Annotated in this window: 17 protein-coding genes; 9 read left to right on the plus strand and 8 right to left on the minus strand. The window is 68.4% G+C overall.

Annotated elements, in window-relative coordinates:
* The first annotated feature begins 12 nt into the window (after positions 1-12).
* Both JHL17_RS14620 and JHL17_RS14625 read left to right on the plus strand, forming a co-directional pair.
* Positions 13-684, plus strand: a complete 672-nt coding sequence (locus JHL17_RS14620) for a TetR family transcriptional regulator (protein ID WP_200194212.1) — start codon at positions 13-15, stop codon at positions 682-684.
* A complete protein-coding gene (locus JHL17_RS14625) occupies positions 681-1556 on the plus strand; it encodes an SDR family oxidoreductase (RefSeq protein WP_200194214.1) in 876 nt (291 codons plus the stop codon). Before JHL17_RS14620 ends, JHL17_RS14625 begins: the two co-directional genes overlap by 4 nt.
* A gap of 474 nt (positions 1557-2030) precedes the next feature.
* Here JHL17_RS14625 and JHL17_RS14630 read toward each other — a convergent pair whose 3' ends face one another.
* The 6 genes from JHL17_RS14630 to JHL17_RS14655 all read right to left on the minus strand — a co-directional run bounded on the left by JHL17_RS14630 (position 2031) and on the right by JHL17_RS14655 (position 9858).
* Positions 2031-3146 carry an FAD binding domain-containing protein gene (locus JHL17_RS14630; protein WP_200194215.1) on the minus strand — a complete coding sequence of 372 codons (1116 nt, stop codon included), beginning with the start codon at positions 3144-3146 and terminating at the stop codon, positions 2031-2033.
* Between the two features lie 13 nt (positions 3147-3159).
* Complete coding sequence (locus JHL17_RS14635; RefSeq protein WP_200194216.1) at positions 3160-5430, minus strand: xanthine dehydrogenase family protein molybdopterin-binding subunit; 2271 nt, start codon at positions 5428-5430, stop codon at positions 3160-3162.
* Positions 5427-5918 (minus strand): (2Fe-2S)-binding protein, encoded by a 492-nt coding sequence (locus JHL17_RS14640; RefSeq protein WP_200194217.1) that lies wholly within the window; start codon positions 5916-5918, stop codon positions 5427-5429. Before JHL17_RS14640 ends, JHL17_RS14635 begins: the two co-directional genes overlap by 4 nt.
* On the minus strand, positions 5915-7219 hold the full coding sequence (locus tag JHL17_RS14645; protein ID WP_200194218.1) for a c-type cytochrome: 1305 nt from the start codon (positions 7217-7219) through the stop codon (positions 5915-5917). Before JHL17_RS14645 ends, JHL17_RS14640 begins: the two co-directional genes overlap by 4 nt.
* A 143-nt stretch (positions 7220-7362) precedes the next feature.
* Complete coding sequence (locus tag JHL17_RS14650) at positions 7363-8352, minus strand: MBL fold metallo-hydrolase (RefSeq protein WP_200194219.1); 990 nt, start codon at positions 8350-8352, stop codon at positions 7363-7365.
* A gap of 135 nt (positions 8353-8487) precedes the next feature.
* Complete coding sequence (locus JHL17_RS14655; protein WP_200194221.1) at positions 8488-9858, minus strand: FAD-containing oxidoreductase; 1371 nt, start codon at positions 9856-9858, stop codon at positions 8488-8490.
* A gap of 215 nt (positions 9859-10073) precedes the next feature.
* Between JHL17_RS14655 and JHL17_RS14660 the strand changes: the two genes are divergently transcribed.
* The 6 genes from JHL17_RS14660 (at position 10074) to JHL17_RS14685 (ending at position 19152) form a co-directional block, all read left to right on the plus strand.
* Positions 10074-11714, plus strand: a complete 1641-nt coding sequence (locus JHL17_RS14660) for a sensor histidine kinase (protein WP_200194222.1) — start codon at positions 10074-10076, stop codon at positions 11712-11714.
* A gap of 5 nt (positions 11715-11719) precedes the next feature.
* Complete coding sequence (locus JHL17_RS14665; protein WP_200194223.1) at positions 11720-12385, plus strand: response regulator transcription factor; 666 nt, start codon at positions 11720-11722, stop codon at positions 12383-12385.
* Positions 12386-12537: 152 nt separating this feature from the next.
* Entirely contained in the window at positions 12538-12912 is a 375-nt protein-coding gene (locus JHL17_RS14670) for a response regulator transcription factor (protein ID WP_345773815.1), read from the plus strand.
* A 325-nt stretch (positions 12913-13237) separates the two neighbouring features.
* A complete protein-coding gene (locus tag JHL17_RS14675; RefSeq protein WP_247893538.1) occupies positions 13238-15832 on the plus strand; it encodes an ATP-binding protein in 2595 nt (864 codons plus the stop codon).
* A 158-nt stretch (positions 15833-15990) separates the two neighbouring features.
* Positions 15991-17484 carry a DUF7125 family protein gene (locus JHL17_RS14680; protein WP_345773816.1) on the plus strand — a complete coding sequence of 498 codons (1494 nt, stop codon included), beginning with the start codon at positions 15991-15993 and terminating at the stop codon, positions 17482-17484.
* Between the two features lie 9 nt (positions 17485-17493).
* The gene (locus JHL17_RS14685) at positions 17494-19152 is read left to right on the plus strand and encodes an ATP-binding protein (RefSeq protein WP_200194224.1); all 1659 of its coding nucleotides are present in this window, start codon (positions 17494-17496) and stop codon (positions 19150-19152) included.
* Positions 19153-19552: 400 nt separating this feature from the next.
* Here JHL17_RS14685 and JHL17_RS14690 read toward each other — a convergent pair whose 3' ends face one another.
* On the minus strand, positions 19553-20329 hold the full coding sequence (locus tag JHL17_RS14690) for a M48 family metallopeptidase (RefSeq protein WP_200194226.1): 777 nt from the start codon (positions 20327-20329) through the stop codon (positions 19553-19555).
* A gap of 145 nt (positions 20330-20474) precedes the next feature.
* On the minus strand, positions 20475-21362 hold the full coding sequence (locus tag JHL17_RS14695) for an SDR family oxidoreductase (protein WP_200194227.1): 888 nt from the start codon (positions 21360-21362) through the stop codon (positions 20475-20477).
* Between the two features lie 118 nt (positions 21363-21480).
* Between JHL17_RS14695 and JHL17_RS14700 the strand changes: the two genes are divergently transcribed.
* Positions 21481-22350, plus strand: coding sequence for a helix-turn-helix transcriptional regulator (locus tag JHL17_RS14700; protein ID WP_200194228.1), 870 nt, complete (start codon positions 21481-21483; stop codon positions 22348-22350).
* Positions 22351-22365: the final 15 nt, after the last annotated feature.

A 22365-nucleotide genomic window follows, 5' to 3' on the forward strand; every position in this document is an offset into this window, starting at 1 on the left:
GAGGTTTCGGCAGTGCACAAACGCCGCCCTGCCTTGCACCACAGCAACGGTATCTGGCCGGCCGTCGACACGCGCGGACGTATTGACAGAATATGCGCTTTCTGTCAGAACGTCATCATGCCAAGGCCGATGACAGATGACGATACCGCCAAGCGACGTGCGACGGTTCTCGCCGCCGCGCGCTGGTGCTTCCTGAATTTCGGCTTTATGAAAACGACTTTCGATGACATCGCCAAACGTGCCAACCTCTCGCGGACATTGCTCTATCGAGCTTTCCGCGACAAAGAGGCGATTTTTCAGGCCGTCTTTGCAGATTGGCTCGTCTCGCGACACCCTACCGCAAAGCAGATAGCGGAGGGACCTGGCAGCCCCTGCGAACGCTTAATGGGCGTGTGCCGTCTCATGGCTCTTGACCCCTGGGTTGAGACGGTTGGCACGCCCATGGGCGGCGAGTTTCTGGATGTCTGTGCGCGGATCGATCCTGAGAACGAGGCGCTCTACCGCAAGCTCGTCCATGAGTGCATTGCCGCCATCCTCGAAGATGACATGAGCGCCGAGGTTTTCCTGCTCGCGTTGGACGGGCTGTTTGCGGACCAGCCTTCACCGAAGGTGCTTGAGCAGCGGATACAACTCCTCGTCTCGCGCTTCACTCTTTTTTCATTCAAGGAAACCGTGCACGAATGACAATGTCGCCTCACCCCGAAGAGTTGGCGATCGTCACAGGCGCATCCTCAGGCATCGGTGCCGCCACGGCCCGCGAACTGGCCCGGCTGGGATTTCATGTCCTCGCAGGCGTTCGGCGCAACCAAGACGCCGATGCAATGCGGGAACCGGGTATCGAGCCGGTGATGCTCGATATCACCGATCCGAACCACATCCAAACGCTGGCGGATCGGGTTTACGGCGACCCGCGTGGCCGGGCGGTGCGAGCGCTGGTCAACAACGCCGGTATCCCGGTCAACGTCCCGGTCGAGGTCTATCCGCTCGATGCCTGGCGGCGTCTGTTCGAGGTCAACCTCTTCGGTCACGTCGCCATGACCCAAGCCCTCCTGCCCGCCCTGGTCCGCAGCAAAGGGCGCGTGGTCAACATCAGCTCCGTGGGCGGCAAGGTCGCCATGGCCACCTACGGTCCCTACGCAGGCACAAAGTTCGCGCTCGAAGCGGTCAGCGACGCCTTGCGGCGCGAGATCGCCCCGTCCGGCGTCCGGGTGATCGTGGTCGAGCCGGGCGGCGTGCGCACGGACATGCTCGGGCGGGCAAGCACCATAGCGCGCGAGCTGGCCGCAACCATGACACCCGAACAAGGTCGACGCTACGACGGGTTGATGCACGCCGTCGCCGCGCAGACCGCTTCCGCTATCGAATGGAGCCAAACCGCGGAGGCCGTGGCCGAAGTCATCGCCAAGGCCGTGATGGCACGTAGCCCGCGTACGCGCTACACCGTCGGCCGGGATGCCGCGTTGGTCACCTTTCTGGCCCGCGTCCTGCCGGACTGGCTCCTCGATCGCATTGTCGCGACCGCATTGCGCCCTCACTTCCCGAAAGCAGGCGCATGAATTCTCAAGACATGCGCTTGCTCCTCCTCGGCGCAACCAGCCTTATCGGGACGTCCGTGCCGGACCTTGCCGTTGTCGACCCTATGCAGGTTTTCCGAACTCCGCCCACACATGGGTAGGCTCGAAAAACCTGCAAAACCATAGAGTCCGCAGGTTTCTCCAGGCGTCCCCCAAATTGCTTGCACCACAGGTGGATTTCACCGCCCTTCCATCTGCTTCCTGGTGGCGGGTCGAAGCGGCCATCTGCGCGCTCGGCCCGTCGCTGATGGCACCCCCTTCGCGCGAGGCGTCTCGGCGGGTCGATCAGGGCTATGTGCCGGCGGCGCAGCCTGAGCAAACAGGCTCATAACTCTCGATTCTGAACGTGAGCATTGAAGACGGCACCGGTGGGGAGCCCCGGCTGCTGGCGGCGGCCGATCATATCCTCGTTCGGGAGGCTTCCACGGTTGCGCGGCAGTCCGGGACGAGTGTTGCTCACTCCATCATCGCGCCCAGCCGGCGCCCGTAGGCGGCGACAGCCGCGCCGACAGGGTGGCGCTCTTCATTGTAGGCTTGCAGGGCGGCTTCGATGCCCTGGTGAGCCGACAGCTGCCGGGCGAGCGCCATCGCGTCCCCCGCCGCCTTGGCAACCCCCATCGCCGTATGGGGACGGACCACGAAGGCGGCATCCCCCAGCAGGGCCACCCGGCCGCGCGTCATGGCCGGAACTTCGTAATCGAAGATGGCCTGCAGGAAGGGCCGCGGCTCTGCCGCGACGGCAGCCGCGAAGGGGGGCGGCAACCGGTCCGCCGCATCCTGCCGCAGCCTTGCGGCCAGTTCCTCCGGTACCTGTCCCGGTGCCAGCGAATGGGGGTGCAGCCGTCCCTCGGCGTCGGTCAGCAGCGCCGGCAGCTCGTCCGCCTCCACCCGCCTGTACCAGACCCAGTTGTAGCGGCGCGCCCCGACCGCGGTCTCCGCCGCCGGACCGGTGACCAGATAACCCAGCGTGTGCGATTGCGGCATGTCGTAGAAGGCGAAGCGGTCGAGCAGGATGGCGGACTCCGCCGGCAGTTCGCGTTCTGGCACCAGCCCGCGCCAGGCGACATAGCCGGCATAGTCGTTGGCAGAGTGCTTCCCCACCACCGCGCAGCGGACGATGGAGCCCAGCCCGTCGGCGCCGATGACCAGATCGGCCTCCTCCCGGCTGCCGTCGTCGAATTGCAGGCTGGTGGATGCGGGGCCCTGCTCGACCGCCAGGACGGCGCGTCCCAGGGCGTAGGCGTCGTCCGGCACCTTGCTCCGCATCGTGGCGTACAGATGGTCCCAGGAGATCTGCATCTGCGGCGTCGCCTGCCGCTGCCGGATTTCGCCGGCGCGGTCGAGGAAGATGCGCTCGCGGGCGACGACGCCGACCTGGGCCACATGCTCGCAGCCCACCGCGCGCAGCAGGGCGAACAGGTCGCGCTGCCCGACCAGCCCGGCGCCCCGGCCGGCCAGCCCGCCGCGGGAGCGTTCGTACAGGCGGACGTCCTGCCCGTCCTGCCGCAGCAGGGCGGCGGCGAACAGGCCGCCGACGGAACCGCCGACGATCCTCACACGCAAAGGCTTCATGACCCTTTCCCCCTTATACCGGCCCGATCGCGGCCTTGAGCCGGTCCGGGCTGAGCGGCATGTCGCGCAGGCGCACGCCGGTGGCGTCGGCGATGGCATTCGCCAGGGCGGCGGCCGTCGGTCCCTGCCCGGCCTCGGCGGTGCCGAGGAAGGGCGCGCCAGGGCGGTCCATCACCACCACCTCGACCGATCCCGGCACATCGTCGAAGCGCAGGATCGGATAGCTGCTCCAATCGAAGCTGGCACGGCGGTCGGCGACGAAGCGCACCGCTTCCCGGCTGGTCCAGCTGAGCGACTGCACCAGGGCGCCCTCGATCTGGTTGCGCACGCCGTCGGGGTTGGCGGGCTGGCCGCAATCCACTGCGGCGACCGCCCGGCGGACCAGCGTGCGGCCGGTCTCGCGGTCGACCTCCACCTCCATCGCCACCGCGCAGTAGGCGCCCAGATTCTTGTAGCGGGCGAAGGCCATGCCGCAGCCGCGCCGGCCGTCGCCCCTGGGGCGTTTCGCCCAGCCGAAACGGTCGGCGGCCGCCTGCATGACCTCGCGCGCCCGCTCATCCCGCATATGGTCGAGGCGGATCGCCAGCGGATCGATCCCCGCCGCGGTGGCCAGTTCGTCCAGCATGCTCTCGATGGAGAAGACGTTCAGATGCGCGCCCAGCGAGCGCAGGGCGGAGACGCGTGCCGGCATGTCCTTGAGGAAATGATAGACGACATGGGTGTTGGCGAAGTTGTAGAGGGGGTTGGAGTTGCGGCTGCCGTCGCCCTCCGGCATCGGGATCGGCTTGCCTTCGGGGACGGGGAAGGGCGGGTCGGCCTCGTTGCCGGCCAGCACGCCGCCGGCCCCGACCGGGCGGTTGTTGTGCGGGTTGCTCCAGACCGCATGGGTCCACGACACGATGCGGTTGTCGGCGCCCAGTGCCGCCTCCAGCTCGGTCATCATGCCGGGGCCGAGCGGCTCCCAGCCGAACTCCTGCTCGCGCATCCATTGCAGGCGGATCGGCCGGCCGGGCACGGCCTTGGCGATCACCGCCGCGTCGGCCGCCACGTCGTCGGCGCCGTTCTGGCCGTAGCAGCCAGCGCCCTCGGCATGGATGGCGTGGACCTTCTCCGGTGGCAGGCCGAGCAGTTCCACGACCACGCGGCGGACATCGAAAGTGCCCTGGCTGTGGGTCCAGACCGTCATCGTCCCGTCCAGATACTGGGCGATGGCGCAGGACGGACCGATGGAGCCGTGGCTGATCCAGGGGCGGGTGTAGCGCGCCTTGACGGTGCAGACCGCCGGTCCCGCCGGCTCGCTGGTGTCCATGATCGCGATGTCGCGCGCCGGCAGCGCTTTCAGCGTCGTGGCCACGGCATCGCCGGCGCCGTCCGCCGGCAGGGGCGGCTGTGGGGCACGTTCGTAAGCCGCGCGCTGCAGATGGCGCATCGCCTGGATCGCCGACCATTGCCGCTCCGCCACCACCGCCAGGAAGCCGCCCTGCCGGACGATCTTCACCACGCCCGGCATGCGGGCGACGGTGTCGAGGTCGGGCGATTTCAGGCTTGTACCGACGCTGGGGCCGCGGACGACGCGGGCGTGCAGCATGCCGGGCAGGCGCATGTCGTGCAGATAGGCGGCACCACCGGTCAGCTTCGCCGGGATGTCGACCCGCGGCAGCTCCCGCCCCAGCGTGCGGTAGTCGGACGGCCTGCGGAGCGGCGCGTCGGGCACCGCCTGCACATGCAGAGACAGCCGCGCCGCGACATCGCCGTAGGAAAGCGTCCGGCCATCCGGCGCGCGCAGCCTGCCGTCGCCGCCGGTGGTCACCTGTTCGGCGGGCACGCCCCAGTCGCGCGCCGCTTCGGCGGCCAGCAGCATGCGGACATTGGCGGCGGCGTTCTGGATCGCCGTGCCGCTGTCCTGCATGGAGTGGCTGCCGGCGGTCAACCCCTCGTCCGGCGTGCGTTCGGTGTCGGCGGTGACCAGGGTGACGACGGCGGGCGGGATGTCCAGTTCCTCCGCGGCGACCTGGATCAGCGCGGTGCGGATGCCCTGGCCCAGTTCCACCTTGCCGGTGAAGACGGTGACCCGGCCATCGGCGTCGATGCGGATCCAGGCATCGAGCCAGGGCGTCGATTTCAGGCTGCCCTTCAGGTCGGGCGCCACCACGGTGGGGCCGGCACCGCCCTCGCCTCCACCGGCAAGCTGGGCGAAGGCTTTAGGCGCAAGCGCGAAGGAGACCACCAGGGCGCCACCGGTCAGGAAGCTGCGGCGGGAGAGCATCGACGGGACCGGGTTCATGGCCGCACCTCCTGCGCCGACTGGGTGCCCTTGCGCAGGGCGACGGCGCGGCGGACGGCGCGCAGGATGCGCATGTGGGTGCCGCAACGGCAGAGGTTGGTCTGCATATGGGCGCGGATCTGCGCGTCGTCGGGGTCGGGGTTCCGGTCCAGCAGCGCCTGGGCCCGCATGATCATCCCGGCGATGCAGTAGCCGCACTGGGCGGCCTGTTCCTTTTCGAAGGCCTGCTGCAACAGGCCGGGCGCCCCGGCGCTGCCCAACCCCTCCACCGTGCGGATGCGGCGGCCGGCGACGGCGCCGACCGGCGTCAGGCAGGAGAAGGCGGGCTTGCCGTCGATCTGCACGGTGCAGGCGCCGCACTGGCCGAGCCCGCAGCCATATTTCGCCCCGTTCAGCTCCAGATCGTCGCGCAGCACATAGAGCAATGGCGTGGAAGGGTCGACGTCCAGCGCATGGTCGGCGCCGTTGACGGTGATGGTGACGCTCATGGCTGGGAGTCCTCCTTGCGCACGGTGGCGGCAGCGGTTTCCAGCGAGGTCCAGGCCGGGAGGTCGCTGAAGCGGGACCGCAGATAGGCGGCGAGATCGGCGACCTGGGCGTCGGTCAGGCTGGCGGCGAAGGGCGGCATCGCCGGACCGGCCGGACCGGTGGGCGCATGGATACCTTGCAGGATGGCGCGGATCGTATTGTCCGGCTGGTCGAGCCGCAGGGCGGTCACCGTCGACAGGCCGGGGCGGCCCTGGGTCATCATCGGCGCGCCGCCGTCGTGGCAGCCGGCGCAGGCCCCGGCGAACAGGGCGGCACCGCCCGGATTCGTCTTGGCGGCCTCCGCCGGACGGTCGGCCATGGCAGGCGCTTTCGCCGCCCGATCCGCCGACAGCGAGGCGATATAGCTGGCGATAGCGCGGACATCGGCTTCCGGAGCGCGCGACAAGCCATGCACCACCGGTCCCATCGGCCCGGCGGCGGCGCCATGATGTCCGTCCACCCCGGTGCGCAGGTAGGTGAAGAGGCTTTCTTTCGTCCAGGTCACAGCCGCCGGGCTGGAGCCGTTCAGCGCCGGCGCCACCCAGCCCTCGGCCAAGCCGCCGGAATAGGCACTGGCGCCCGTCTCCTCGGCCCCAGCAAGGTTGCGCGGACTGTGGCAACTGCTGCAATGGCCAAGTCCCTCGGCCAGATAGGCGCCGCGGTTCCATTCCGAATCGCGGTCCGGCCTCGGGGTGAACTCCTCCTGATGCAGGAACAGCAGCTTCCAGCCGGCCAGCAGCGGACGGAAGCCCAGCGGGAAGATCAGGTCGTTCTCCCTGGCCGGCGCGGTGGCTGCCGGGCGGGTCATCAGGAAGGCGTAGATGGCGTCCAGGTCGCCGTCATGCACTTGGCGGTAATGGTCGTAGGGCAATGCCGGATACAGATGGCTGCCGTCGCGCGACACCCCGTCGCGCATGGCCCGCTTGAAGGCCTCCTTCGACCAGCCGCCGATTCCGGTCTCCGGGTCGGGCGTGATGTTGGTGGAATAGAGCGTCCCGAACGGCGTCGCCAACGCCCGGCCGCCGGCATAGGGAACACCCCCGTCGGCGGTGTGGCAGACGATGCAGTCGCCGATGGTGGCCAGTGCCGCGCCGCGGGTCAGCATCTCCGCCGGGAAGGCGTCGGGCTTGGGCGGGGGACTGGCGGGCAGGCCGCTGCGGTGGGCAAAGCCCAGGATCGCGCCGACGCCGACAAGGCAGGCCAGGGCGCCGCCGGCCGCCCATCTGCCCACCGTCCGGCCGGTCCATCGGGTTCGTTTCATGCTGCACCTCCTCTGGTCCGTCGGAAGGCCCCGCGGGGCGGGCGGATAAGTCCAGGGAGGGTGCCGGAAATCCCGGCCTCACTATTGAAGATTGAAAGCGGGATTTTTTGAACAAAACCCGCTTTCGCTGCCTTGAGGGCGCCTCAGCGCGTCGCCGGAGCCAGGACCGTGGTGTAGTTTGCCGGCAGCCAGCTGTAGCCGCCGTCGTCGCGCCGGATATGGCCGATGCCGGGGAAGGAGATGTGCGCGGCGGCGATCCACTCGCCGTTCTTCGCCGCTTCCGCGAACAGCCGTTCGCGCTGCCGTTCCGCCGACGCCGCGTCGCTGTCGTATTTCACCGTGGCGTCCGGCTTGGGGAACTGGATGGCGGCGACATGGACGATGTCGCCCCAGGCCAGCAGGGTCTCCCCCTCGCTGCGGATGCGGTAGATGGTGTGCCCCGGCGTGTGGCCGGGGCCGGGGATGGCGCCGATTTCCGGCAGCAGCTGCGCCTCGCCGTCGAAGGGCTTCAGCCGGCCCGCCGCGACATAGGCGCGGAGCGAAGCGATGGCCCCGTCGAACATCGGTCCCAGATAGTCGGGCACCTTGGCCCTGTTCTTCGGGTCGAGCCAGAAATCGCTGTCGCGCCGGTCGACGCGGATGACCGCGTTGGGGAAGGCCATGGCGCCGCCGGCGTCGACGCCGCCGACATGGTCGCGGTGCAGGTGCGTCAGCAGGATTTCGTCCACCTGTTCCGGCGCATAGCCGGACGCCCGCAGATTGCCCATCAGATGGCCGCCGTCCTTGCCGTACAGGACCCCGGCCCCGCTATCGATCAGCACCAGCCGGTCGCCGGTGTTGACCAGGAACGCATTGATCGACCCCTCGACCGGGGCATGGAGGTCGGAGCGCTCCAGCAGCGCGTCGGCGCCAGCCGTGCCGATGCCCTGCATCACTTCGTGGACGGGAAAGGGATGGGTGCCGTCCAGCAGGGCGGTGATCTCGATCCTGCCCAGCATCATCCGGTAGAAGCCCGGCGCCTGGGTGCGCTGCTGCGGCGCGGCCGCCTCGGCCGGCCCGGCCGGGATCGCCAAGCCACCGAGCGCCGGAACCAGGGCCAGCGCCAGCAGGGCCGGGTAGAAATGCCGCTTCATCGCGTCGCCTCATCGGATTCTTGCAGGATACCGTCGAGGCATACGTCATCGGCGATGGTGGTTCTTGAAGGAAGACGGCGGTTCTTGACGGTTCCCAGCATCACAGGCCAGGCAACACACGGAAACCCGTCCGCCTCAGTCCAGCGGCTTCAGTTCGCCCAGCAGGGTCGGCAGCAGTTCGGCGACGGTCGGATGGATGTGGACGGCGCGTTGCAGGGTGGGGTAGGGCGCCTTGGCGTACATCATGTCCAGCACGCCGTGGATCGCCTCGTCGCCGCCGGGACCGAGGATGGCGGCGCCCAGGATCTCCTTGCTGTCGGCATCGACGACGATCCGCATGAAGCCCTGGGCCTCGCCCTTCTCCACCGCGCGGCCGACGCGGGTCATCGCCCGCTGGCCGACCAGTGCCCGCCGGCCGGAGCGGCGGACCGCCTCGTCGGTCATGCCGACGCGGGCGAGCGGCGGGTCGGTGTAGAGCGCATAGGCCTGGATGCGGTCGTCGACGCTGCGCGGGTCGTCGTCCAGCAGGTTCGCGGCGACGATCTCGAAATCATTGTAGGACGTGTGGGTGAAGGCGCCGCGCCCGTTGCAGTCGCCCATCGCCCAGATGCCCGCCACGCTGGTACGCAGCCTGTCGTCCACCGTGATGTAGCCGCGGGCGTCCATCGCCACCCCGGCCTTGTCGAGGCCGAGGTCGCCGGTGTTCGGCACCCGCCCGACCGCCAGCAGCACATGGCTTCCCACCACCGACGGGCTGCCGGAGGCACAATTTACCCCAACCTCCACCCCGTCGGCATGGCGGGCGAAGCGGATGCAGTCGGCCGACAGGCGGACGGTCACCCCCTCCCGCTCCAGCAGCTCCCGGATGGCGTCGGAGACGTCGGGGTCCTCGCGGCCGATCAGCCGCTCCCCCTTCTCCACCACCGTCACCTCGGCGCCGAAGCGGCGGTACATCTGGGCGAATTCCAGGCCGATGTAGCTGCCGCCGACCACCACCAGATGCCGCGGCACATGGTCGAGGTCGAGAATCGTGCCGCTGGTCAGGATGTCGACGTCACGCACGCCCGGCATGTCCGGCACCGCGGCACGGGCGCCGACGTTGAGGAAGATGCGCTCCGCCGTCAGCAGCTCGTCGCCGACGCGCAGGCTGTCGGGCGATTCGAAACGGGCATGGCCCTGGAGCACCCGGCAATTGGGCATGCCGCGCAGCCAGCGCTCGACATTGTGGCGCGAGCGGCCGGAAACCTCGTCCTTGCGCGCCTTGACCCGCGCCATGTCGATGCGCACCGGGCCGTCCAGCACCACGCCGTACTCGGCGGCGCGCCGGGCCATTTGGGCGACGCGGGCGCTGGCGATCAGCGTCTTGGTCGGGGTGCAGCCGGTGTTGACGCAGGTGCCGCCGAACAACTTGCGCTCGACGACCGCCACGCTCATGCCGGCGGCGGTGAGGCGCTCGGCGAGCGGCGGCCCGGCTTGGCCGGCTCCGATGATGATGGCGTCGACCATGGCGGGCTCCTGCGGCCGGATTCGTTCGGCGTGCGAAAAGGCGTGGGGCAGAATGGTAACGCCGGCACTGCGGCTTGCTCAAGCAAACCTCGGTATGATTGCCGACGGCCGGTCCAGATCTGTCAAGTCATCGGCAGATTCTTCAAGAAGCGGGCCGCTCACTCAGGCAAGCTGTCGACACCGGAACGGTACAACGCGGGGTTGGAGGCGGTTGCATGGGCGCAGGGTGGAGCGGTTCGCAGGCGTGGCGGCGGCCGAACGACCGTCGGATCGGCATCCTCGCGGTTCCGCTGTCCCTCACCGTGTTCATCGTCGACACCTTCACCGACATCGAAAGCGCCATCGCCGTCCTGTATGTCCTGGTGCTTCTCCTGGGCGCCACCGCCTTGTCGCGGCGGGGCCTCCTGCGGGCGGTGTCCGGCTGCGCGCTGCTGGCGGTGCTGTCCTTCTTCCTGTCGCACTGGCACGACATGGACCTGTCGTCGGTGCTGCGTTGCGGCGTGTCGCTGGCGGCCATCCTGATCACCGGCGCGTTGCTGGTGCGGGACCATGACGCGCGGGCCTTGCTGGTACAGGCCAACGGCGCGCTGGCGCGCAGCGAAAAGCGCCACCGCTGCATGTTCGAGCAGGCGCGCTTTTCCCTGTGGGAGCAGGACTTCACCACGGTGAAGGCGGAGCTCGACGCCCTGCGGGCGGGCGGGGTGACGGAGCTCGCCGCCCATCTCCAGGCCGATCCCGGATGGGTGCGGCGGATGGGCGCGCTGATCCTCACCACCAGCGTCAACGACGCCACCGTGGAATTGCTCGGTGCCGCCGACCGGACGGCGGTGCTGGGGCCGCTCGGACGCTTCCTTCCCGCCGAGGATCCGGCGATGGCGGACGTCCTTCTGGCGCTCTGGAACGGACGCAACCGCTTCGAGGGGCGGGCGCAGCTGATCGCCGCCGACGGGCGCCGGCTGACGGTGCTGCTGGGGATCAGCTTTCCCGACGATGGGGTCGGATTCGATCAGGTGGTGGTCGGCATCGTCGACATCACCCAGCGCGAACGCACGCAGGAGGCGCTGCTGGCGGCGCAGGCCGAACTGGCCCGCGCCGCGCGCGCCGCCACGCTGGGGGCCTTGTCCGCCTCGATCGCCCACGAGCTGAACCAGCCGCTGGGGGCCATCGCGCTGAACGCGCAATCCTGCCTGCGGTGGCTGCGCCGTGATCCGCCCGACATCGACACCGCCGCCAAGGCGGTCGACCGGATCGTCCGCGACGGCAAGCGGGCCGCCGACATCGTGCAGCGGACTCGCGGGATGTTGGTCAAGGACAGCCGTTGCGACGAGACCATCGACCTGCGCCAGCTGGTGGACGAGGTGGCACTGCTGCTGGACCGCGAACTGTCGGCCGCCGCCGCCGTCCTGGTCACCGATTTCGCGCCCGACGTCCCGCCGGTGCGGGGCAGCCGGGTCGGCTTGCAGCAGGTGCTGATCAACCTCGTCACCAACGGCCTGCATGCCATGGCGGAGGCGGGCTGCGGCCGGCGGGACCTGACCATCACGGTGGAAGGGCTCGCGGATCGGACACAGGTGAGGGCGGCGGTCCGCGACCGCGGCCGGGGCATCGACGAGGACAGCCGTGCCCGCCTGTTCGACCCCTTCTTCACCACCCGGCCGGACGGGATGGGGATGGGGCTGTCCATCTGCCGATCCACCATCGAATCCTGCGGCGGCACGCTGACCGCGCACAACCATGCCGAGGGTGGGGCGGTGTTCGAGTTCACCATCCCGTCGACGCTGTCCCCGCTCCCGGCGGCGCTTCCGCCGGCCACCGCAACGTCAGCCGCAGCACCCGCTCCGGCACGAGAGGACTGACCGCCATGCCGCAGACACCCGGCGGACCATCCGCCCTCAAGCCCGCTCCGTCGACCGTCAAGGACGATCCGCTGGTTCTCGTCGTCGACGACGATGCCGGGATGCGGGAGGCGGTGGTCGACCTGCTGCGGTCCGTCGGCATCGAAAGCCGCGCCTTCGGCAGCACGGCCGAGCTGCTGGCGGCGGCGGTTCCCGACCAGCCGGGCTGCCTGATCCTCGACGTGCGGCTTCCCGGACTGGGCGGGCTGGAGTTCCAGACGAGGCTGGAGAGCCTGGGCATCGCGCTGCCGATCGTCTTCATGACCGGGTTCGCCGACGTGCCGATGTCGGTCCGGGCGATGAAGGCCGGGGCGGCGGACTTTCTCATCAAGCCCTTCCGCGACCAGGACATGCTGGATGCGGTCGACGCCGCGATCGCCCGCGACCGCACCCGGCGGCGCGGCCGGGCCGCCTCGATGACGGTCGAGACGCTGGCCGCGACCCTGACCCCGCGGGAGCGCGAGGTGATGGCCGAGGTGGTCAAGGGCCGGCTGAACAAGCAGATCGCCGGCGATCTCGGCATCAGCGAAGTGACGGTGAAGCTCCACCGCGGCAAGGTGATGCGGAAGATGCAGGTGCGCTCGGTCGCCGACCTCGTGCGCAAGGCGGAGGTGCTGGACCCCGAGAAGTGACGGCCGCCGTTTCCCGGCCCGCGTCGGATCGTCGCTCCCTTCATGGACCGCCTCCGCATAGACCTAGGTGTGGTATCTCCCCATTGCCCCGTTCGGATAGGATGTGCTCGGCACCAGGGACCGGCGCCCCCATTTGGTCGAGGCATCACGACGTGTCCAAAGCACCCCTGATAGCGGTGGTCGACGATGACGAGGCGATCCGCGAGGCGTTGGACGATCTGCTGATGTCCATCGGCTTCCGGTGTCTGTCCTTCGTTTCGGCCGAGGATTTCCTGGCCCGTGCCGACCGGCCGGGCATCGCCTGCATCATCCTGGACGTGCGCATGCCGGGCCTGTCCGGTCTGGAACTGCAGGAACGGTTAAACGCCGATGGCGGCCGCCGTCCGCCCATCGTCTTCATGACCTCCTATGCCGACGACACCACGCGGATGCGGGCGATGGGCGGCGGCGCCTGCGACGTGCTGGGTAAGCCGGTCGACGCCCACATCCTGATCGCCTCCCTGAACAGCGCCATCGCGGCGGCCTGAGGATCGGCGAAACTCCAGTGCGCCGGGAAACCCATCCGGCGGAAGCCCGGCCCATTCGGAGTCGGGCATCTTCGGCACTCCCTCTTCCCATTGCCCGCGCTCCATCGAACGCGCGGTAGCCCCGACAATCCGCCATACCCCGACCCGATTCTTGCACAGGCCGGCATGGCCTGTGCCGAATGGCAATTGGGGCAATCGGCGATTTGACGGCAGCGTCCAGCCTCCCCGATGGTTGAAAGCAGGCGCAGTACCGGACGGAGAGCGGTGCAATGGCGGTGGCATCCCATGGGGCCGAGGCCGGGGACAGGGTCGGGATCGGGGCGCCATGAGCTTCCTGACGCGCCTTCTGCTGCTGGTGTCGCTGGCCCTTGTCCCGATCTGCGCGCTTGAGGTTTGGAACCAGATCGACTTGCGCCGCCAGCGTTCGGAGGAAATCCACGAGCATGCGCGGCAACTGCTTGGCTTGCTGGGCGGCGAGCAGCAGCGCCTCGTCGAAGGCGTGCGCCAGATGCTGGAACTGCTGGTGGAAACGTCGGTGGCACAATCCCTCGACGCGCCGGCCTGTCAGGCGCTGCTGACGCGCATAAGCGGGAGAATTCCGGATTATCTGACGATCAACCTCACGGGAGTGGACGGGGTCATTCTCTGCTCCACCAACCCGGTCCTGCCAGGGCGGACGATCGCCGACCGGATGCATGTGCGCGCCGCCCTGGAAAGCGATGGCTTTACCGTCGGCGAGTTCATCCGGCTGCGGCACGACGGCAAGCCGGCGATGCCGTTCGGCCTGCCGATCCGTCGCAGCGGTGCCGGCGGCCCGCCGATCGGCGTGGTCACCGCCCTGATCGACCTCGGCTGGCTCGAACGGTATCTGTCCGAACATCCGCTTCCCGACAACGCGGCACTTCTGGTGACCGATGACAGCGGCATCGTGCTGGCGCATGCGCCGGCACGGCCCGGGACGGTCGGCACCGCGCTTCCGCAACGCTTCCGTCCGCTGCTGGACGCCGACGCCGTGGGCACCGCACAACTGGTGGGAGTCGACGGTGTCGAGCGTGTGTTCGCCTATGTTCCGTTGTCCGTCGGGGTCCGGCATATCTTCGTGGCCGTCGGCATCGACCATGATGCGGCGATGAAAGGCATCGACGACGCTCTCCGGCGCTCGCTGGTCTGGATCGCCGCCACGCTGCTGCTCGGACTGCTTGCAGCGTACCTGATCGCCAAACGGCACCTCTACAGACCGGTGACGGCGCTGATCACCGCGACCGAGCGCTGGCGCGCCGGTGACCGTTCCGCCCGCGTGGGCGCGGTGGACGGCCCGGAGATGACCCGTCTGGGACAGGCGTTCGATGCGCTGGTCGAAGACCTCGAACGACAGATACGGGTCAACGAGGCTGCCTCCGCCGCGCTGCGGGCCAGCGAGGAATGGTCCCGCACGCTGGTGGAGAACGCGCCGCACATGATGTGGGTGAATCGCCCCGACGGGACCCTGGAGTTCGTCAACGCCGCATTCCGCGCCTATACCGGCCGCATGACGGTCGAGGCGAACCGGATGGACGACCTTCATCCAGACGATGTCGGGCGGATCCAGGCGGTCCGCGCATCCGCCATCGCCGCCGGAACAGCGCACGCATACGAGCTTCGCCTGCGCCGGGTCGACGGCGCCTACAGATGGCACCTCAGCCGCACCCATCCGATCCGCCAGGACGGCCGGATCGTCGCCTGGTTCGGCGGCGCCGTCGATATTCACGACATCCACCACGCCCGCGACGCGGCCGAGGAGGCCGGCCGCTCCAAAAGCCGCTTCCTCGCCGCCGCCAGCCACGATCTGCGCCAGCCCATGCAGTCGATCCTGCTGTTCGCCGAAGTGCTCCGTCCGCACGTGAACGAAGGCCCCGGCCTCGACGCGCTCGGCCGTCTCCAGCATGGGCTGGAAATCCTGAAAGGGCTGCTGGACGGCTTGCTCGACATCTCCCGCCTCGATGCGGGCATCGTGGCACCGCAGTTCGAGGAGTTCCGCGCATCGGAGCTGCTGAGGAGTCTGGACGACGCCTATGCCCCGCTCGCGCAGGAAAAGGGCCTCCTATGGCGGGTCTCGCCCTGCCAGGCGGTGATCCGCAGCGATCGTGTCCTGCTTGGCCGCATGCTGCGCAATCTGGTGGAGAATGCCATCCGCTACACCGATCGGGGTGAAATCCTGGTCGAAGCCGCCGTGCAGGCCGACCATCTGGTGATCGGGGTTCGCGACACCGGAAGCGGTATCCCGGCCGACCAGATCGACCGGGTCTTCGAGGAGCTGTATCAGGTCGACAATCCCGAGCGGGACCGCAACCAGGGCCTTGGGCTGGGGCTGGCGATCGTCCGCCGTCTGTCGACCCTGCTGGATCATCCCGTCGCGGTGCGTTCGCAGGCGGATCAGGGCTCGCTGTTCAGCGTGACCGTACCGCTGGCGACGGGGTCCGGCGTGCCGGAGGAGCCTCCGCCCGCGGAGATGGCGCCGGCACCGCCGGATCGGACGGAGCGGCGGCTCGCCGTGGTGGTGGACGACGACCCGATCGTGCTGGCGGGGATGGAGAGCATCCTCCGGGCGTGGAAGTTCGACGTCCTCGCCGCCGACTCCACGGACCGCGCGGTGGAGAGCCTGGAACGGGATGGGCGCCGGCCGGACATCCTGGTCGTGGACTATCGTCTGCGCGACAAGCGCATCGGAACCGAGGCGATCCTCCGCATCCGGGAGATGCATGGTTCCGACATTCCCGGCCTGCTGGTAACCGGCGAGATCGGCACCGAACCGCAGAACGATGCCCTCGCGCATGGCTTCGACCTGCTGCACAAGCCGGTCACTCCCCGCATTCTCGCCGCGGCACTCAGCCGGCACCTGACGGAAGCCGATGGAAAGGCGCACCCGCCGGCCAAACACTGAGACGTGGCATCCGGTCCCTCTCGCCTTCGGAGCGGGGGTAACGGCCGATACCGATCGTGATGCCACGCCATGCCAATTTTCAAGGCGCACACCGGCTTCCACGGAACATTTTCCTTACGCCGCGTTTGTCAACAGACACGGAAGTTAAGGAGCCTTTGGTGCCAGAGCCCATCCCGATCGAAAAAGTGCAGACCGGAATTCCGGAATTCGATTTGATCTTGCGGGGCGGGCTGCCGCGTGGACGAATACATCTGCTGGAAGGGGCGCCCGGGACGGGGAAGACGACCATCGCCCTGCAGCTTCTGATCCAGGCGCGCGCGGAGGGCCGAAGGGGGCTCTACATCACCCTGTCGGAAAACGCGAAGGAGCTGGAGTCGACCGCCGCCAGCCATGGCTGGTCGCTGGACGGCGTCGCGGTGTTCGACATCGTTCCGGTCGAAGCCCAACTGGATCGCCAACAGAGCGTGCTCTACCCGTCGGAGGTGGAGCTGGGCGAGACCGTGCGCCTGATCATCGACCGCATCGAGGAGGAAAATCCCGAGGTCCTGGTGATCGACACGGTGTCGGAACTGCGCCTGCTCACCCAGGATCAGCTCGGCTACCGTCGGCAGATTCTCGCCCTCAAGCAGTTCCTGCAGGACCGCCGGTGCACCACCCTGATCCTCGACGACCTGACCCACCAGTACAGCTCGACGGAGATGCACAGCCTGGCGCACAGCGTGATCGTGCTGGAACAGAGCGAGCGGTCCTACGGTGCCGCGCGGCGCCGCCTGCGCATCGCCAAGATGCGGGGAGCCGACTATCAGAGCGGCTGGCACGACTTCGCCATCACCAGGGAAAATGTCCTGGTCTTCCCCAGCCTGATCGCCGAGGAACACCAGAGCGACTTCGAACCGACCCTGATGGAGAGCGGCCTGCCGGCCTTGGACGAGCTGATGGGCGGCGGATTGACGCAAGGGACCACGACGATGCTCGTCGGCCCGTCGGGCGTCGGCAAGTCGTCGATCGCCCTGCAATATGTCACGGCCGCGGTCAGGCGCGGCGATCATGCCGCCTATTTCTCCTTCGACGAGAATTTCAAGACCCTGGAACTGCGCAGCGTCGCGTTGGGCATCGACATCGCGGAGTCGGTGCGCCGGAACCGCCTGGGCTGGCGGCGGGCGAACCCGTCCCGCCTGTCGCCGGGACAGTTCGTCTGGCAGGTGCGCCGCGAGGTCGAGGATCACGGCGCCCGCATCGTGGTGATCGACAGCCTGAACTCCTATCTCAGCACCATGCCGGAGGAGAAGGCGCTCGTCCTGCAGATGCATGAACTGCTCACCTACCTGAGCAACAAGGGCGTGGTGACCATCCTGATCCTGGCCCAGCAGGGGATCATCGGGGACGTGCAGAATCCCGTCGATCTCTCCTTCATGAGCGACACGGTGGTCCTTCTGCGCTTCTTCGAGGTCGAAGGCGAGGTGCGCAAGGCGATCTCGGTGGTCAAGAAGCGCACGGGCGTCCACGAGCTGTCCATCCGCGAGTTCCGGCTGTTCCCGGACGGCATGCAGGTCGGTCCGCAGCTGATGGATTTCCGCGGGGTCCTGACCGGGGTGCCGGAATATGGAGGTTCGGCGGAGCCCTTGCTCACCAGCCAGGCCGAGACCGGGTGATCGATGCCGATGCGCGAGTTCATCCTTGTCCTGGCCCCCGAAGGGCGGGATGCCGAGGTGATCGGCTCGGTGCTCGGCGAGATCGGTCTGGCGACGCAGCCATGCAGCGACATGGCGGCGCTTTGCCGAAGCCTCGGCGATGCCGCTACCGCACTGATCCTCTCCGAAAGCGCCTTGACCGATGCCGAGCCCCTCAGCAGCTGGCTGGATGCGCAGCCGCCCTGGTCCGACTTGCCCATCGTGATCCTGACCTCGCGCCGCACCCGCCAGGCCGGTCGGGGCCGGCTGGCCTTCTTCCAGACGCTCGGCAACGTCACGCTCCTCGATCGTCCCCTGCATCGCGAGGCCTTGCAGAGCGCCGTCCAGGCCGCCTTGCGCAGCCGTGAACGCCAGTACCGGACCCGCAGCCATCTGGACGAGATCACCCGGGCCACCGACCGCCTCGAAGAACGGGTGGCGGAGCGGACCCAGGCCCTGCAGATGGAAATGGCGGACCGCCGGCGGGCGGAAGCGGCCCTGCTCCAAGCCCAGAAGATGGAAGCGCTCGGACAGCTCACCGGCGGCGTCGCGCATGACTTCAACAATCTGCTCCAGGGCATCGTCAGCTGTCTCGCGGTCCTGGGTCCGACGGTGCCGGACGGCACCCCGCGCCATCTCTTCGAGGCGGCCAACCGGTCCGTCGAGCGGGGAGCACGCCTGACGCAATCCCTGCTGTCCTTCGCGCGGCGCCAGACGCTGATGCCGGAGCCGACCGACATCGGCGACCTGCTTTCCGGCATGAGCTCCCTTCTGGAGCGCACGCTGGGCGGCCAGATCGGCGTGACGATCGCGGCGGAGCCCGGGCTTCCGGCTGCGCTGATCGACCGGGCACAGCTCGAATCCGCCATCCTGAACCTCGTCATCAACGCCCGCGACGCGATGCCGACGGGCGGGCGGCTGTCGTTGTCCACCTTCGTCGCGGAGGTCGGCGGGGACGGCGAGGCAGGCGATCCGGCCGACAAGGCCGCGGAACCGGCGGCAGGCACCTACGTGGCGATCCGCGTCGAGGACACCGGCACCGGCATCGATCCGTCGGTGCTGCCTCATGTCTTCGAGCCGTTCTTCACCACGAAGCCGATCGACAAGGGCTCCGGGCTGGGCCTGTCGATGGTCCAGGGCATGGCGACGCAGTCGGGCGGCGGAATCCGCATCGACAGCAGGCCCGGTGCCGGAACCGCGATCACCCTCTACCTGCCCGGCGTTCCGGCCGTCGCCGCCACGCCGGACCATCCCGGCCCCGCGGCCGAGACCGGAGACGTGGACAGGGATGCGGACAGGAACGGGCATACCATCCTGCTGGTGGAGGACGACGCGATCGTGCGGATGGGAACGATGGCGGTGCTGGAGAGCCTCGGGCACCGGGTCATCGAAGCGGACGGCGGGGAAGAGGCCCTGGGCGTTCTCCGCGACGGAACCGTCATCGACGCCCTGGTCACCGACTTCGCCATGCCCGGCATGAACGGGGCCGCCGTGGTGCGGAATGCGCGGCGATTGCGTCCGGGGATCCCGGCGCTGATCGTGACGGGCTATGCCGACACCCCGGATTTCGGCGAGGCGGTGCAACTGCTGCGCAAGCCGTTCAGTCCCCGCCAGATCGCCGATTGCCTGGCGGCCATGCTGCCGAAGTGACCGGTGCCCAGGGTAATCGCATTTGGCAAATTTGATCCTATACAAGAAAACTTGTCATTCCTGCGAAGGAGCCTGTGAAGAAATCGGACTTATATGAGAAAGTCCTGATTCGGTAGGCGCGCACGTCTCCCACTCGTCATCCCCGCGGAGGCGGGGAACCAGGATTTCCAACACAAGTATTTGTAAAGGCTGGATTCCCGCCTTCGCGGGAATGACGGCCGAGGTAAGCACACGATGCGATGCGAGGCGACGCGCTTCAAACTTGAGGCCTCTCTCAGCGAGTACCCGATTTCTTCACAGCCTCCTCCGCGGGGATGACGGAGGTCCTTATCATAGGATTTTTACTTTCAAACGCGATTGCCCTGGACAAGCGCCGGGTCCGCTCCGTCCGGACTCAGCGTCACTTCGGAGCGTAGACCTTCAGCGCCTCCGGCATCAGGCGGTCCAGCTGGCCGATGCGGTCGTCGATGCCGGGGTGGGTCGACAGGAAGACCGGCGGTTCCGTGCCGGACTGGCGCATGTTGCCCCAGAGCGCGACGGCCTCGCGCGGGTCGTAGCCGGCGCGTGCCATCATCATCAATCCGACGCGGTCCGCCTCCAGCTCCTGGTTGCGCGAATAGGGCAGGATGAGGCCGTACTGCGCACCGGTGCCGAGGGCGGCGGCGATCTGCTCGCTTCCCGGGACGCCGCCGGCGCCCAGCGCCGCGCCGACGATGCCGGCCCCCGCCTCCGACGCCATCTGGGTGCTGACGCGCTCGGCGGCATGGGCTTCCTGATTGTGGGCGATCTCATGCCCGATCACCGCGGCCAGCTGCGCATCGTTCTTCGCATAGCGGAACAGGCCCTCATAGACCCCGATCTTCCGGCCGGGCAGAGCGAAGGCGTTGGCCTCGTCGCCTTCGAAGACGCGGACCTCCCACTGTCCCGCGTCGAGACCGGCGGCCTGCAGCAGGCGCGCGGACACCTCTTCCGCGCGGCGCTGATAGGTCGCGTTGCCGGTGGGCCGTGTCGTCGACACCAGGCGCTGCCAGTCCTGCTGGCCCAAATCGGCGAGCTGTTCCTGCGAGACGAGGTTGAGGCCCAACCCCGTCGCTCCACCGCCGCCGCATCCGGCCAATGCCAGACATCCGGCCATCATCGCCACGATGCGCAGCGGACGGATCGTTTCGTTCGACATGAATGATCGCTCCGTATGCTTTCCCTCCAGCTCAACCTTGGCACGGCGTGGTGGTTCCGGGTGAAATGACGGCGTGACATTGCATGTTCGCCCCGGACGCCTCCTCCGGGAAGAAACGGGGCGTCCGGGAGCGGCGACCTCGCCGTCAGTCGTAGCGCATGGCCTCGAGGTCGGCGATGAGGCCGGGTCCCTGCGGATGCCAGCCGAGCTTCGCCTGCGTCAGGGCGCTGGACGCCGCCATGTCGATGCCCGCGAACATCGCCATCCAGCCGAAATGCCCCGCCGCTTCGTCCGGCGGGATCGAGACCGCCGGGATCTTCAGGCCGCGCGCCAGCGTCTCCACCACCGCGCGCGTCTCGATGCCCTCCTCACCGACCGCATGGTAGCGCGCGCCGGGTTCCGCAGCCTCGATCGCCAGCCGATAGAGACGGGCGACGTCGCTCAGATGACCGGCCGACCAGCGATTGCCGCCCTCGCCGACATAGGCCGCCACGCCCTTCTCCCGGAAGATCGCGATCAGCGGGGTGATCAGCCCCTGCCTTTCCGTATTGTGGACCTGGGGCAGCCGCATCACCGCGACGTTGACGCCGGCCTCCAGCAGCGCGTTGCCGGCGCGTTCGGACGCGATGCGCGGATTGGGGTGGCTGTCGTCGAAGACGTCTTCACGGGCGAGCCGGCCATGGCCCGCCCCGCCGATGCCGGTTCCCGACGTGATCAGCAGCGGCCGGTCCGAGCCCTTCAGCACCTCGCCGAGCGCGCCGATGACTTGGCGGTCCTTCTCGCAATTCTCGACGAAGCGCGAGAAATCGTGATCGAAGGCGGTGTGGATCACCGCCTCGGCTTTTTCGGCACCGCTTCGGATGCTCGGCAAATCCTCCAGCGTGGCGAGATGCGCCTCGGCGCCGGCCGCCTCCAGCGCGCGGGCACCGTCTTCGGACCGGGTCATGCCAACGACGCGATGGCCGGCCTGCAGAAGTTCACCAAGCACGGCACGGCCGATGAAACCGGTGGCACCGGTGAGAAAGACACGCATGGGACATCACCTCGTCAATTCCGTGGCCTCCAGTTTGATGCTCCGTGCTATCCTGTTAAAGTAGTGACGTTTTCCTAGTATAATCATTACCAGGGTACAGTGATTGCCGGGATCGCCCATGCAGACCGATACCAGCCCGAAGCAGCCCGACAAGGCCAACACGCTCGCCGCCTTCCTGCGCGACCGCCGCACGCGGCTCGATCCGGCGGCCTTCGGCTTCTCGGGCCGCCGCCGCACGCCCGGACTGCGCCGGGAAGAGGTGGCGCAACGCGCCAACATCAGCCCGACCTGGTACACCTGGCTGGAACAGGGGCGCGGCGGCGCGCCGTCGGCCGACGTGCTGGACCGCATCGCGGCCGGCCTCATGCTCACCGACCTCGAGCGCGAGCATCTGTTCATCCTGGCGCTCGGGCGTCCGCCGGAAATGCGCTACAAGCCGGCGCAGGGCGTCAGCCCGCGCCTGCAACGGCTGCTGGACGCGTTCGACGCCTGTCCGGCCTTCATCAAGACCGCGACCTGGGACGTGCTGGCCTGGAATCGCGCCGCCGCGCTGGTGCTGACCGATTACGGCACGCTGCCTCCCGATCAGCGCAACATCCTGCGGCTGGTGTTCGGCAATCCGGCGATCCGCGCCAAGCAGAAGGACTGGCAGGGCATGGCGCGGCATCTGGTCGGCGCCTTCCGCGTCGATGCCGCCCGCGCCGGCGCCGTGAAGGAGATCGCCGATCTCGTCGAGGAGCTGTGCCGGGCGAGTGCGGATTTCGCCGCCTTCTGGAACGAGAACGACGTCTATGCGCCGAGCGAGGGGGTCAAGCACCTCCAGCATCCGCAACTCGGCGTCTTCGAGATGGAATATTCCGCCTTCGCCGTCGACGGCCGCCCGGACCTTGGTCTGTTGGTCTACAATCCGTTGGACGAGCGGATCAAGGAACGCATCCGTACCCTGACCAACCGCAGCGCTGCGACGGATCCGACGGATACGGGATAAAAGGAAGGAACGGCA

The sequence above is a fragment of the Azospirillum endophyticum genome (genome assembly GCF_016595245.1).
Taxonomy (GTDB): Bacteria; Pseudomonadota; Alphaproteobacteria; order Azospirillales; family Azospirillaceae; genus Azospirillum; species Azospirillum endophyticum.